Source organism: Colwellia chukchiensis, assembly GCF_002104455.1.
Taxonomy (GTDB): Bacteria; Pseudomonadota; Gammaproteobacteria; order Enterobacterales; family Alteromonadaceae; genus Cognaticolwellia; species Cognaticolwellia chukchiensis.
In genome coordinates, this window is the sequence record NZ_NBOC01000013.1 from 84,369 (window position 1) to 98,570 (window position 14,202).

Here is a 14,202-nt window from a genome sequence, read left to right on the forward strand (position 1 = left end):
TTATGATGCCTTAGTTTGCAAAGATTTCACTGGGAAATAATTGCCCATACATAGCTAATGGCATCATTTGCCACTGCTGTGTGCTTTGATTAAACATTATTAACGCTTGCTCGGTTGCATAAAAGTTTAACTGCACAGCTTGTGCTTGCTCAGCAAACTCAAGTTGCACATCTAAAGAAAGTTGACGATCAAGCATCGGCGCGCTCGTCATAAGCTCGCCTGTACTGTGCTGCCAAGATCTCATCATTTGCGTCAATGCCTGACCGGAAATTTTTTCTGGGCTTGCCCGCCAATGGCGACCAACGCGCTCAATCGTGATGACATTATCAATTGTTAGCGCAACAATAAGCTGTTGCTCAGCCACTAGGGTCGTACTTTGCTGCGCACCTTGTGCTGCGCTATCAGCAAACGGGCTGCCTTGTTTGTTCGTCGCGTTAATGAGCAGAATAAATGCCATGACGGCAAAAATTATGACATTATTCCAACCGGTTTTTGATAGTTTCACCTTAACTCATCCCCAGACATAACACTGGCGCCATGATACGAAAAATTGCCAAATTTACCAACGGCTATCAAGTCTTATATGTGATATTTTCCAATAAAGACAACGACACTCATTATAGCTAGCTGTTATCTCGCCTCTCTAGCAACAAAAAGCGCTTAATGTTCTGAGCTATCCTTGTCAGCAAACCTAACCCGTTTATTCATCGTGGTTAATTGCTGTGCCTGTACCACATTGTGATCTGACGTTAAGGTGATCAAACCGATACCACTGTGATTAACTAAGGTATTGGCGGTTTTTGTCAATGGCTTGCGCACTTGCACTTTCATACGCCGACGCTTGGTAAACCAATTTAACGGTGAATAGCTAGCGTATAACACGCGATTTAGCCAGTCTAATATTTGCAATAACCGACGCGGAAATTGGTTTTTTATGCCACTGCTGGTAATTTGAAAAATACGCGCATCATTGCGCCTAAATCTATGAGTTACTTCATAAAAAAATGAGTAATGCACGTCGCCTGATAGAATAATAAAATTGGGTGGTGTTTTCGGGTGGCGAAAAATATTGAGCATGACATTAGCCGTACCTGAATGTGCCATCCAGTTTTCGGCGTCAACCATTAACGGAAAACCGAAAAAGGTAAAAATGCGCTGTATTGTTTCTATCATTTTTACCCCATAAATTGGCGCTGGCGACACTAAAATAACGTTAGGTTGATTAAGCAACTCTTGTTGCAACTCAGATAATGACTGCCAATCCATTAACCCAGAAGGCTTATTGGCATTGCGCTCAGAGCGCCATCGCTGAGTACGGGTATCTAAAACAATCACCTTAGGCTCAGTGGCTAAACTATAATGCCAATCTTGCCATGCTAATAATTGTTCTATTAGTTGCTCTTGTTGGCAATAGCCCTGCTCAGTAAAGTAACGGGGCACTTTATTATTAATCGCCAAAAATTTATCAGGTGCATTCCCCCAGCCTTGGCACAGCCAATAACCTATTAGGGCATTGCCTATAATACGGCGCGAAAATGGGTGATGATAAGCGGCTTCTTCCCACGCTCGGTTTAAATTCCAGTCGTCGCTTATATCATGATCATCAAAAATCATATAACTGGGAATATGGGCTAATGCCCGACTGACCGCACTCAAGCCGTCAGCAAACTCTGCAATGACCTTAGCTTCGCGTTGATAAGTAGCTGCATGGACAGCGGGCACATGATGGCGATTTAAATCAACCAAGCGCCACAATGTTGGCGACCAAGTTAAAAAATACATTGCCATGACTTCGGCTAAAGTCACCAAGTGATTTTTCGCATTTACTGAGGTAAATATCGGCTTTTTACTGGCAGCAAAGAGTTTATCGTACACAGCTTGATTCGCTCGAGTGTCTGGTAACAGCTGATCGCGCTGATAGTAGCAATAGCGACTTTTATAAAGCGCCTCACTGGTACTCACCACACTACCTTGCCATTGTTCATCATGTAAGCCTAACAAGTCTATTACCTGATGAATCGCCACCAACATAGGACCTGCAACATCATCCGCATATATTTGATCGCCCGACATCATCAATAACGCCGGCCTTTCTTGGTTTTGGTTGATGCTATGTTCAATCACTTGATCCACTTGCAATAAGCCGTCACCACTATCAAAGTGAGGCTTACGACACGAGCCATGTAATACCTGCTTAAGCGTCTTGCGAATTACAAAATTTGGGTATTTTTGTTGTGGGTATAATAACTCTGGCAGCAATGCTGACAATGACAGTTGTTGTTCGCCAGTGCTGAAAATAAAATTATAAGCGAGTAAGGTATCGGTTGGCAGTGCTTGGGAAAATGAGATAGAAAGTAAATTAACAATCGCATGCTTAGCCACGGGCACTTGCTGATGCTGCGCGGGTGTTAGTTCAATTTCCTTATACGGCTGATCAGCAACAAACAGCTGTAAGGTTATTCGATAAGATTGGCTAGTAACCAACCAAAACGTAAGTTGCTGTTGACTCACATGGCGAATGAGCGGGCCGGCAATAATCGCGGGTAGCTTACTTGGCTTAATAAGAAAACTCCTTATGGTTAACCATGAGTATTTTCAAAACAATCGCTTTGTTTCTGGCTAGAGAGTTTATATCAGATAAAAATGCCATAGCAACTATGGCCGAGCCGCTCAGCGCGTATTTTTTTCAGGCAAAAAAAACCCAGTATAAACTGGGTTTTTTAATCAGAGGCTAACAATTACTTGATTTTAGCTTCTTTATAAATCACGTGTTGACGGATTGTTGGGTCAAACTTTTTGATTTCCATTTTTTCTGGCATAGTCTTTTTATTCTTATCAGTAGTATAAAAATGACCAGTACCAGCACTAGAAACTAAACGAATTTTATCACGCATGGTAATTCCTTAAACTTTTTCGCCACGGGCACGGATGTCAGTTAACACTGCATCAATACCTTTTTTATCGATAATACGCATTCCTTTCGGAGTTAAACGTAATTTAACGAAACTATTTTCGCTCTCAACCCAAAAACGGTGAGTTTGAAGGTTTGGTAAAAAGCGACGACGAGTCGCGTTTCTTGCATGCGAACGATTGTTTCCAACCATTGGCTTCTTGCCTGTTACTTGGCAAACTTTAGACATATGAGTACTCCAAAATTAATTTCAGCTCGAGCTATATTTCCCCAAGACCGTCGCCTCGGGATCCTGAAAAAGGTGGCATATTATAGTGAAAGTGAAAATTGAATACTAGTCTTTATCACAATTTAACAGAATAGATTTTAAAGTTGATATTTTTCAACAGCTTAACAATAAAAATCGTTGCGACACTGGCAGATCCTGCCTTATTATTCAACGAATCGAGTAATAATAAGACAGCTTTAGTCTATATCTGAGTCTAATAACTTGGTTAATTTTTCTTTTTGATCTTTATTACACAGCTCATCAATCAGTATACGGATAATGTGCGATTTAGCGAGTTGAGTATCTTGTGCTAGTGCCTGTAACTGACTAATTGCCTCTTCACTTAGCGTAAAGGTAGCAGGACGAAAGCGGCGACCAGCTTCCGCTCTACTGGCTTTTTTCTTATCTGCATACGCTTTTGCCGCAACAACGGCTTGCTGTAACGTTAATTCATCATGTTCACGACTGACAATTTTAGGTTGCCCTTTGGCATAATTCTCAGCATCTGCGATAAATTCATCAACCGTGAAGTTCTTCTTCTTTTTGGGACCATCCTTGGATTTTTTTAGGTCACTTAAACTCATGGGAATTATCCGGTTTCATCGCTAATAGCTCTTCTGCTATCGCCACGATTTCTAGCGCTGCCTTGCCTTCTGGTTCAATTTCTAACACCGACGAGCCAAGCTCTTCGCTATCATCATAAATATTACGGTTAAAGGTTACGGCATCTAAAACATTAATGCCGTAAGAACGACAGACGTCTTTCGCTTCGAGAATTCGACGAGCTTGATTCGGCAACGACGGGCTTTGTGTAATAACAAATGATGCCAGCATTTTAGGGTTAACCATTTTACAAGTGCTCAGCATATCTTCCATGTGCGGCACTGTTTTTAAATCTCGACGTTTTGGTCTTAACGGGATCACAACATGATCAGCCACCGACATGGCCGCTCGCAACGCCAAGTTGTCTTGGCCACCACAGTCTACCACCACGTAATCATAGTGCTGGTTAAGACTGAGTAAATCATTGCGAATTTTTCCGTAAAGTTGAATACAATTGATGGCGGGTAACGATGGGTCTGCGTTTCTTGCTTGTATCCAATCTGAGGTAGTGCGCTGTGGGTCACAATCAACCATCAACACAATGGCTTTTTTTTCTCGGGCAAAATACACAGCTAAATTCTGCGCAAGGCAACTTTTACCACTACCACCTTTTTCCCCGCCTACTAAAATCATCATATTGCTTATTCCTTGTTACTACTTTTTATACGACAGCCAATTCATTATAGCTCAATAATTACCTGCCAGATTAAGCGAGATCAGTCAGTTGCATGGCAACTTGATACCAACCATTGTCTTGTTTTACAGAGCGCAGTACCTTGGCCACTAATTGTTGGCTTTTCGGTTTCGACGCTTGAAAGATCACTGTCACTTCGGTGTTTGTTTCGATATCACAATCACAATCTACTTTTAATCCACCACGAGAAAAATCCAAACATGCGATTTTTTTCGCTTGCTGACGGCCATGGCTGTCGGTCCACCTCATGTCAATGAGTTCTTTTTCCATGTCGATACGAAAAGCTTGTCGACGCTCACTTGCTGCGCTAGTTAAATCCTGATCTTCTTCGCTCATAGCGACCCCTTTTTTACACGCTTAAATTATCCGTTTAGTTTGTCATCAATATCGGCTCTATTATGAATCATTCATGCGACCGTGTTCAGCATACGAGTAACAATGGCAACCCGCAACTATTATATGATCTAGCACCTTAATATCAATTAAAGCAAGAGCTTGCTCTAAACGAGAAGTAATTTGATTATCAGCAATACTGGGTTCGGCAATACCAGAAGGGTGGTTATGCGCTAAGATAACCGCACCGGCTTGATACTTTAATGCTGACTCAACCACAATGCGCGGATATACCGCTGCAGCATTGATCGTGCCGTGAAATAAGCGTTCAAATTTAAGTACTTGATGTTGCGTATTTAAAAATAATACCGCAAACACTTCGCGAGTTTCATGGCGCAACTCGGCGGTTAAAAATTGCTGTGTACGCGCAGATGACGTTAAGGTTTGTCCTGATTGCATTTGCTCTGCTAAATAGCGCTTTGACATTTCTAAACAGGCTTGAAGTTGCACATATTTTGCCTTACCTAAGCCATGATGTTGACAAAACTCTACTAATTGCGCTTGGTATATTTGCGAAATACTACCAAAGCTTTTTAATAAATTTCGCGCTAAGTCGACAACATGAACGCCCTTAACGCCTGTGCGCAAAAAAATAGCCAGTAATTCAGCATCACTTAAACTGCCGGCACCGTATTGGAGTAACTTTTCGCGGGGTTTTTCGTCAGTGGGCCAGTCTTTTAACATACATGCATCCTTGCAAAGTGGTTTCAAAAAAAGTGTGAACAATGCTATCTTATCGGCCATTGTTGTTATTAAGATTAGCAGTTTATGCAAATTCTTCAGGATAAAAAAATTCTTTTAGGGATAAGTGGTGGTATTGCCGCTTATAAAACTCCGGAGTTGGTTCGCCGATTAAAAGATCTCGGGGCTGATGTCCGCGTGGTGATGACCGAAGGCGCTAAGGCTTTTATCACCCCATTGACCTTGCAGGCGGTTTCTGCCAATGCCGTCTCCGATAGCCTCTTAGATACCCAAGCAGAACTGGCAATGGGTCATATCGAACTGGCAAAATGGGCTGATTTTATTTTAATTGCCCCTGCAAGTGCTGATTTAATCGCCAGAATAGCCGCTGGTATGGCTAATGATCTGCTCAGTACATTGTGTTTAGCAACAGCAGCCCCCATTGCCATTGCCCCAGCCATGAATCAACAAATGTGGCATGCAGCTGCCACGCAAAATAACGTCAACACGCTAATTGCACGGCAATACGCGATATTCGGCCCTGGGGCGGGAGAACAAGCTTGTGGCGATGTTGGTTTAGGACGCATGTTAGAGGTGGCAGAATTAGTAGATTTAACCTGCCAGCAACTGACTGCCACGCATAACTCAGTGCCAGCTAACAAAAAACAGCTACCGTTAGCAGGGCAAACATGGCTTATTACCGCAGGCCCAACCCGTGAAGCGATTGATCCTGTGCGTTATATCTCCAACCATAGCTCGGGCAAAATGGGCTACGCCATAGCCAGTGCTGCACAAAGCTTAGGGGCTGACGTTACGATAATTTCAGGGCCAGTGAATTTAACAACGCCAGCAGGGTGTCGTAAAGTTGCCGTTACCAGTGCGCTAGAAATGCATCAACAAGCGTTAGCGCTAGCGGCAAGCGCCGATGTTTTTGTTGCCTGTGCGGCAGTCGCCGATTACCGCATCAGTGAAGTTGCCAGTGAAAAAATTAAAAAATCTCAAGACAGCATGCAGCTAAACTTAATCAAAAACCCTGACATAGTGGCTGATGTTGCAGCAATGGCCAACAAACCATTTACCGTAGGCTTTGCCGCTGAAACCCAAGATGTTGAACAATATGCCCGTGATAAACTCACCCGCAAAAAGCTTGATATGATAGCGGCGAACAATGTTGCAACGGCAGGGCAAGGCTTTAATAGTGACGATAATGCCTTAACGGTATTTAGTGCCACGGATAAAAAGGTTTTACCTTTAATGAGTAAAACCGCGTTAGCAAAACAATTAGTTGAACAAATTCAATTAACCCTGCAAAAATCACGAGGCCAATAAATTCAAACCGGTAATATGGCTGCCAATGCCTGCTAGCAGCGATATAATAACTTCACCCTTAGGCTAATGCTGCCGTTATGCCCTTCTCAGGGGTAATGGCGGATAAAATAACAACAATAGAGAATACGATTTATGACCGCGACACAAAAACCTAATCGCAAACAACAAATCTTAGAGTGTTTAGCGCTGATGCTACAAACTAGTGCTGGGCAACGCATCACCACCGCTAAGTTAGCGGCAGAGGTAGGGGTATCAGAAGCGGCTTTATATCGTCATTTCCCGTCAAAAGCCCGCATGTTTGAAGGTTTAATCGAGTTTATTGAAGAGTCGATTTTTTCCCGTGTGAATTTAATTCTAAGCGATCACAAAGAAGCTTTAATCCGCTGCCATCATATTTTGCATGTCTTATTAATTTTTGCTGAGCGCAACCCAGGTATGTGTCGCATTCTTGCCGGCGATGCCTTAATGGGCGAAAATGAACGTTTGCGGGCGCGCGTAAATCAATTTTTTGAAAAACTCGAATCACAATTTAAACAAGTATTACGCGAGCGTAAACTTAGAGAAGGTAAAGGCTTTACCATTTCCGAACAGGCGTTAGCCAATATATTAATGGCCTTTGCTGAAGGTAAAATTAATCAATATGTACGCTCTGATTTCAGCAAAAAACCCAGTAACGATTTTAATGAACAATGGCAATTCTTAATGGCGGATAAATAAACCGCCAAAATGCCGAGAGTTAATCCCCCTCAGTACGGCTGAGAGCAACATTTAAGGAGCTCCTGTGAGCACGCTAGCACATCTACAACCAAATAAGTTATGGCAAATTTTTCAACACATTTGTAGCATTCCACACCCGTCAAAACACGAACAAAAAATCTCGCTGTGGATCCAATCTTGGGCGCAAGAGCTAGGCTTAAATGTTAAAGAAGACGCGGTTGGCAACCTGATTATTAAAAAGCCCGCCACCGCCGGTATGGAAAATAAAAAAGGCGTTATTTTACAAGCACACATGGATATGGTACCGCAAAAAAAAGCCGATACCGAACACGACTTTCTCACCGATGCGATAAAGCCTTACATTATTAGTGAAGCCGATGGCGATTGGGTTACTGCAGAAGGCACCACACTCGGCGCTGATAATGGCATAGGCTTAGCGTCTGCCTTAGCGGTTTTAGGCAGTGATGATATACCGCATGGCCCGTTAGAAGTATTAGTAACCATAGACGAAGAAGCCGGCATGACCGGAGCCTTTGGCCTCGAAGCCGGTTGGTTAGAAGGTGAACTGCTGATTAACACCGACTCTGAGCAAGAGGGCGAAGTTTATATGGGCTGTGCCGGCGGTATTGATGGTGAGGCTACATTCGCCATCAAAAATGAAGCGGTACCGGCAGATGTTGAGTCTTTTAACTTATCAATTTCCGGCCTCAAAGGCGGCCATTCCGGTGTTGATATTCATACTGGCCGTGCGAATGCCAATAAACTCTTGGTGCGTTTTTTACTCGAGGCCAGTCATGAGTTTGATATCCGCTTAACGGAATTAAACGGTGGTAGTTTGCGTAATGCCATCCCGCGTGAAGCTGATGCTAGCTTTGTAATTAGCCGAGCACATATTGCGCCATTAAAAGCGAAATTGGCTGAGTATTTAAGCACTATACGCCATAACTTATCTGCGGTTGAAACGGGTATTGACATGTTGTTAATTTCGCCGGAAACCTTCGATGAGTGTTGGACACAAGACACACAAGCGACCATTTTACGGGCATTAAACGCTTGCCCTAATGGCGTTTTACGCATGAGTGATGACATAGCAGGTATTGTCGAAACCTCCTTAAACCTGGGGGTAATGCGCAGTAAAGGCAATAAGTTTGTCGCCATGACCTTGATCCGCAGCTTACATGATGACGGCCGTTTGGAGGCACAAACTATGGTGCAGTCTGTGTTTGAACTGGCCGGCGCCAGCATTAAATTTTCAGGGGCTTACCCAGGTTGGAAACCCGATACCAGTTCACCATTAATGCAAACTGTACGCGATACCTATCAAACGCTTTTTAATAAAGTTCCTGAGATCATGGTCATTCATGCCGGTTTAGAATGTGGCTTATTTAAAACGGCATATCCACATTGGGATATGGTGTCATTCGGCCCCACCATTAAGTTTCCGCACTCGCCGGATGAAAAAGTTCAAATCGCGACAGTAGCGCAATATTGGCAGTTATTGGTGGCGGTTTTAGCCAATATTCCAGCGCGCCAATAGCACTGACTCGGCATAATACGCGGTCACGTTACTGACATTAAGTAGCGGAATCAACTATGCTTAGCAATAGACCTTAGCCCGAGCATTAGGCTAAGGTCTAATAAACAAAGACTGCTAAGTCTTTTAAGTTAGTGTTGGGGATTTATAAAGGAAACCATTCTATGATGCAGCCAGAAAAAATTATAATAGCTGACGATCATCCATTATTTCGACAGGCGCTGTTAGGCACCTTGAAATTAAAACTAACCCAAACACTTTGGTTAGAAGCACAAACTATTGCCGAGTTAGAACAGCAATTGAGCGATCACAGCGATAGCGATTTGTTGCTGTTAGACTTACACATTCCCGGCGCTATTGGCTTTAATACGCTGATCCATGTTCGTAATCATTTTCCACAAATTCCTGTGGTAGTGGTTTCTGCGCATGAAGATCACGACACTATCCATAAAGCCATGGGCTATGGTGCCTCTGGCTTTATTCCAAAATCCACGCCGGTGGAGGATATTTATACCGCTATCGGGCAAGTGTTACTTGGCAATATTTGGACACCGGCTGACTACAGTGCGGCGGACCTCACTCAAGACAATAACGACATAGCAGAGCGTGTTGCCAGTTTAACGCAACAACAGTACCGAATTTTGATGATGTTTGCGCAAGGCATGCTTAACAAGCAAATTGCTTATGATTTAAATGTTTCAGAAGCAACCATTAAGGCCCATGCCACGGCTATATTTCGTAAATTAGATGTTCGTAATCGTACCCAAGCAGTGATTGCCATCGCCCAACTTGATATTGCAGATATGCACTTACAAGACAGCTAATCCTAGCCGAAATTAAACCCGATATCAGTTTAAATATTTTGCTTGTAACTTTTTCGTTAACATCGCGCTCATCATGGCCCTAAGCGCCGCAGGCTTCACCAATTTACGCATAAAGCCAATATCGGCCGCCTGCGCTTTTTCTTCTAAATCACTGTCAGTGGTGGCGGTGATTAAAATAGCCGGTACATAATGTTGACTTAGTTTTCGTAACTCCGCAATTAAGGCAATACCGTTAAAGTCGGCCTCTAACTGATAATCAACTAACAATATTTCAATCTCATTTTTATGCTCAGCATAAAGTGTTAATGCTTGCTGGTAGGAGTCTGCCGCCAAAACATTACAGTGCCATGCCGATAATAACTCTACCATACCACTAAGCACGGCTTGGTCATTATCAATACACATCACAGTAACACCCGTTAGGCCAAGTTGGCGGCTCACTTGTGGCGCCGATATCCGTGGTTGTGCGGATGCCCGAGCTACGCCGACGGTAAATTTACAACCCATGCCGGCTTGTGAATGTAAGGCTAACGGGTGCGACAATAGCTGTGCCAAACTGCGAGTGATATTCAGTCCTAATCCTAAACCGCCGGTCGAGGCACTTTGCTGATTATCTAACTGAATAAATTGCTCAAATACCACACTGTGTTTTTCTTCTGGGATACCTGGACCATTGTCGAGAACTTGAATATTAACCAGTGCACCATGGCGGCGCGCGCCAAGCAAAACCTTACCCGGACTCGCATATCGAAAGGCATTACCGATCAAGTTTTGCAGTATTCGTCGCAATAAATTTCGGTCTGAGCGTAGCCATAATTGATTGCCATGCACACGAAAGTCGACCTTGAGCTCAATGGCGCTGGCAGAAAACTCTTTCGCCAGATCGTCAAACAAAGATTGCACAGAAAAATTGCTAAGTTTTGGTTTGATATTGCCACTTTCTATACGGGCAATTTCCGCTAAATCTGCCACCAAATCATTTGCCACTTTTAACGAGTGATCAATATTATCCACTTGACGTTGCTGGGCATTGGTTAAATTACCTTGGCTCGATAAGGCAGCAGTAAATAAACGTGCCGCTTCTAACGGCTGCATCAAATCATGACTACAAGCTTTTAAGTATAAGCTTTTTTTAATGTGTGCTTGCTCGGCTTTTTCCCGTGCTAAGGCTAGCGCCTCATTGGTTTGCTCAAGCTTTTTGGTGCGCTCTAGCACCCGAGTTTCCAAGTCTACATTCGCTTCTATCAAACCGCGCTCAGCTTGTCGGTAGGTGGTAATATCAGAAAATAACATCACAAAGCCACCACCGGGTAACGGATTGCCTTCAATACGGATCACCCGGCCGTCGCTGTGTTCGCGCTCCGAACTATGGGGGCTGCCGGCACGCAAATGATCTAAGCGTTTTTTAACTTGCTGATCAACATCGCCCACGCCACATAAGCCGCGCAGCACATTATAACGAATTAAGTTTTTGACTGGGCTACCTTGGTAAATTAACTCGTTCGGGTAGTTAAATAAGTCGAGATATTTTTTATTCCACGCCACTAAATTTAACTTGCTATCAACAATCGAAATACCCTCACTGGCGTTTTCTATCGCGCTTTGCAGTAAATCTTGGCTGTATTGTTGCCGTTGGTTTGACGCTTCTTCCACTAGTACGGCAATTTCATCAAGTGCAATGTCGCGACCTTCTAACGCAGACGATAATACTAAACGAGCTGACGACGCCCCCATCACACTGGCTAAGGTGTTTTCAGTATGCTGTAACAGCTGCTGGTTGTACGCAACATTATTCATGTCGGCTTTAACCGTCAGGCGTTGAAACTGTGCAAAACTGGCATTGGCCTTTTGCTCGCCAACAAAGCGTGAAACCAATAATTCCAATTCTTGCACATTAATTTGTTTATTTCTTTGCGACTGCAAAGCTTTCGGTGCTTGGTACTCCATAAACAACGACGCTTGCATACGCTCTTGTACGCTTTGCCGACTGACAAAAGATAACAACCACATAGCAAATATATTGGCCGATAATGACAACAAACTTGCCATCGAGTTCGCCGGCAAAAAACCGCCGTCAAACGGGTTGGGGTATAGGCCAAACTGGGGAATAAAATTAAGCAACAACCAAGCACCAAAGCCGATCACTATGCCACCATAAACCGCGGTTAATGTCGCTCTTCGCCAATAAAACGCGGCTACTAACGCCGGTGTTAATTGCGCAAAGGCACCAAAAGCAATTTCCCCCATTGAGCTGAGCGTATCGGGTGATGCCATTAAAAACACGCCATAACCCAACAAAATTACAAACAACACCAACACTTTTCGTATCGTCAATAACCGTAAACGAAACTGATCATAATCGCTGTGTTGACTTTTTTTACTGCGATACAACCACGGAAAAACAATTTCATTACTGAGCATAGTGCTCAACGCTATGGCGGAAATAATCACCATAGAACTAGCCGCAGATATTGCGCCAAGAAAAGTTAATAGCGTTAACCAAGGCTGTTGCTCATACCAAGGTAAAAATAGCACATAGGCATCTGATGGTACGCTATCGCCTAATAGTAAGTGACCGGCTAAGCCCAATGGCACAGCAAAAATCGCAAATACCAGTAAATACAGCGGAAAAATGCGCCGACTCAACCAGGTATCTTTTTCATTTTTCAGCTCCACCACCATCACTTGAAACTGTCGCGGTAGCGATAAAAACGCTGCCATTGTCACCACTAACATGGCAACCATAGACATAATATTAGGAAAATTTAATTGTTGCTCAAGCTGAATATTGGCTGAAGATTTATGCCAAATTTCCATCGGCGAATCAAATAGCACATAAGTGACAAACAGCCCAACGGCGAGAAAGGCAAAAAGCTTAACCAGTGACTCAAAGGCGATGGCTAACATCACACCCGGGTGGCGCTCGGTAACATCGATATTACGCACCCCAAATACTATGGTGAAACCCGCTAACACTAAACTAACCACTAAGCCAAAATGCCAATTAGCTAAGCTTTGCTCGGCTTGCAGCTGGCTAAATGAATACACTATGGCTTTTAGCTGTAAACCGATATAAGGCATAGTGCCCACTAGCGCCACCACAGTGACTAAAATGGCTAGCTGGTGTGACTTGCCAAAACGAGCCGCTAATAAATCGGCTATCGAGGTGAGGTTTAGCTTTAAGCTGACACGGATAATACGTTGAATAAAAGGCCAAGCAAAAAGAAACAGCAGTATTGGACCGATATAAATAGGCAAATGCGACAGAAAGTTACTCGACGCTTGTCCTGTAGTGCCTAAAAAACTCCAAGAAGTACAGTACACGCCCAAGGTTAACGCATAAATTACCGCTTGGCTTTTTCGCACCAGCTTATGCCGATACTTGTCACCCAAATAGGCAATCACAAATAACAAACCTATATACGCAAAACTTATGCCTGCTAATTGCCAATTAGGAAACATAAAACTCCTCTAACCCTGATAGTAATCATTTGATTATATGGCTTTTTGTCAACATATCACCCATTATCTAGCGCTATAAACCTAAGCACACTATTGCGCTGTTTGCGTATTAAATTCGGCAATATATTGCCCACCCTTAATGTTCGCAATCAAGCGTAGCTTATGTTTTTCACCTGCTGTGCTGATACGCTCTCGCAGCGGTGTAGGGCTTTGCCAATAATAGGCACTGTCCTGCATACCAAGCGGATACACACTGGCTTGGTTGCTACTGTTTACTAAAAAAAATGTCGCACTATCGAGTGGAAAGGTCGCGTTGACTGTAGTTATACCAGCCTTGTCATAAATGTTAACTTCAAACTCACCAGACTTTAAAATACATTTTTGATTGAGCACATCACAATGGCCAAAGGGCTGTAATTTAAAGACTCGAGTTTGCTGTGCCTGCTGCTCAACATAGAAGTCTGAGGCAATATAACCGCCTAAAATAAGAAACGGTGCCACCATTAATGCAAGTTTGGTATGACGATTCATAATTATCCTTATTTTTCATTTATTAACATGCCAGACGATGCGCTAATTACGCCACGAAACCTGCACAATGTCATGGTTTATTTCGCAATAATTTAGCGCAAGACAAAACTAAAGGCCCCAGATAAGGGTAATGCCGTTCGGATAAGGATCATTCCTTATATCGCAACGGATATCGGCTCGGAATATAAAGCACCGAACGTGGAAACGTTCGGTGCTTTCTTTTATCTGGAAGTATGAAGTGTTTTATATCTGCTC

General features: G+C 43.3%; 14 protein-coding genes. 4 read left to right on the forward strand and 10 right to left on the reverse strand.

From position 1 onward, the window contains the following. Window positions 1-10: 10 nt before the first annotated feature. The 8 genes from B6K83_RS13755 to radC form a co-directional block, all read right to left on the reverse strand. The gene (locus B6K83_RS13755) at window positions 11-505 is read right to left on the reverse strand and encodes a hypothetical protein (RefSeq protein ID WP_085285501.1); all 495 of its coding nucleotides are present in this window, start codon (window positions 503-505) and stop codon (window positions 11-13) included. Between the two features lie 155 nt (window positions 506-660). Next, window positions 661-2,511: a metallophosphoesterase family protein gene (locus B6K83_RS13760; RefSeq protein ID WP_233144019.1), complete on the reverse strand. Its 1,851-nt coding sequence runs from the start codon at window positions 2,509-2,511 to the stop codon at window positions 661-663. 227 nt (window positions 2,512-2,738) lie between these two features. Further along, entirely contained in the window at window positions 2,739-2,894 is a 156-nt protein-coding gene (rpmG, locus tag B6K83_RS13765; protein WP_085285503.1) for a 50S ribosomal protein L33, read from the reverse strand. Between the two features lie 9 nt (window positions 2,895-2,903). After that, complete coding sequence (gene rpmB, locus B6K83_RS13770; RefSeq protein ID WP_077284236.1) at window positions 2,904-3,140, reverse strand: 50S ribosomal protein L28; 237 nt, start codon at window positions 3,138-3,140, stop codon at window positions 2,904-2,906. 236 nt (window positions 3,141-3,376) lie between these two features. Next, window positions 3,377-3,763 carry a hypothetical protein gene (locus tag B6K83_RS13775; protein WP_085285504.1) on the reverse strand — a complete coding sequence of 129 codons (387 nt, stop codon included), beginning with the start codon at window positions 3,761-3,763 and terminating at the stop codon, window positions 3,377-3,379. Further along, window positions 3,750-4,418 carry an AAA family ATPase gene (locus tag B6K83_RS13780; RefSeq protein WP_085285505.1) on the reverse strand — a complete coding sequence of 223 codons (669 nt, stop codon included), beginning with the start codon at window positions 4,416-4,418 and terminating at the stop codon, window positions 3,750-3,752. Before B6K83_RS13780 ends, B6K83_RS13775 begins: the two co-directional genes overlap by 14 nt. A 70-nt stretch (window positions 4,419-4,488) precedes the next feature. Then, on the reverse strand, window positions 4,489-4,812 hold the full coding sequence (locus B6K83_RS13785; RefSeq protein ID WP_085285506.1) for a PilZ domain-containing protein: 324 nt from the start codon (window positions 4,810-4,812) through the stop codon (window positions 4,489-4,491). A gap of 60 nt (window positions 4,813-4,872) precedes the next feature. Further along, complete coding sequence (radC, locus tag B6K83_RS13790; protein WP_085285507.1) at window positions 4,873-5,553, reverse strand: RadC family protein; 681 nt, start codon at window positions 5,551-5,553, stop codon at window positions 4,873-4,875. An 84-nt stretch (window positions 5,554-5,637) separates the two neighbouring features. Between radC and coaBC the strand changes: the two genes are divergently transcribed. The 4 genes from coaBC to B6K83_RS13810 all read left to right on the forward strand — a co-directional run bounded on the left by coaBC (window position 5,638) and on the right by B6K83_RS13810 (window position 9,954). After that, window positions 5,638-6,879, forward strand: a complete 1,242-nt coding sequence (coaBC, locus tag B6K83_RS13795; protein WP_085285508.1) for a bifunctional phosphopantothenoylcysteine decarboxylase/phosphopantothenate--cysteine ligase CoaBC — start codon at window positions 5,638-5,640, stop codon at window positions 6,877-6,879. 132 nt (window positions 6,880-7,011) lie between these two features. Further along, a complete protein-coding gene (gene slmA, locus B6K83_RS13800; RefSeq protein WP_085285509.1) occupies window positions 7,012-7,596 on the forward strand; it encodes a nucleoid occlusion factor SlmA in 585 nt (194 codons plus the stop codon). Between the two features lie 64 nt (window positions 7,597-7,660). Beyond that, a complete protein-coding gene (locus B6K83_RS13805; protein WP_085285510.1) occupies window positions 7,661-9,133 on the forward strand; it encodes an aminoacyl-histidine dipeptidase in 1,473 nt (490 codons plus the stop codon). A gap of 161 nt (window positions 9,134-9,294) precedes the next feature. Then, the gene (locus B6K83_RS13810; RefSeq protein WP_085285511.1) at window positions 9,295-9,954 is read left to right on the forward strand and encodes a response regulator; all 660 of its coding nucleotides are present in this window, start codon (window positions 9,295-9,297) and stop codon (window positions 9,952-9,954) included. A 24-nt stretch (window positions 9,955-9,978) separates the two neighbouring features. Here the strand turns inward: B6K83_RS13810 and B6K83_RS13815 are convergent, their stop codons facing one another. After that, window positions 9,979-13,416, reverse strand: coding sequence for a hybrid sensor histidine kinase/response regulator (locus tag B6K83_RS13815; RefSeq protein ID WP_085285512.1), 3,438 nt, complete (start codon window positions 13,414-13,416; stop codon window positions 9,979-9,981). A 90-nt stretch (window positions 13,417-13,506) separates the two neighbouring features. Next, on the reverse strand, window positions 13,507-13,947 hold the full coding sequence (locus tag B6K83_RS13820) for a hypothetical protein (RefSeq protein ID WP_085285513.1): 441 nt from the start codon (window positions 13,945-13,947) through the stop codon (window positions 13,507-13,509). Between the last annotated feature and the right edge of the window lie 255 nt (window positions 13,948-14,202).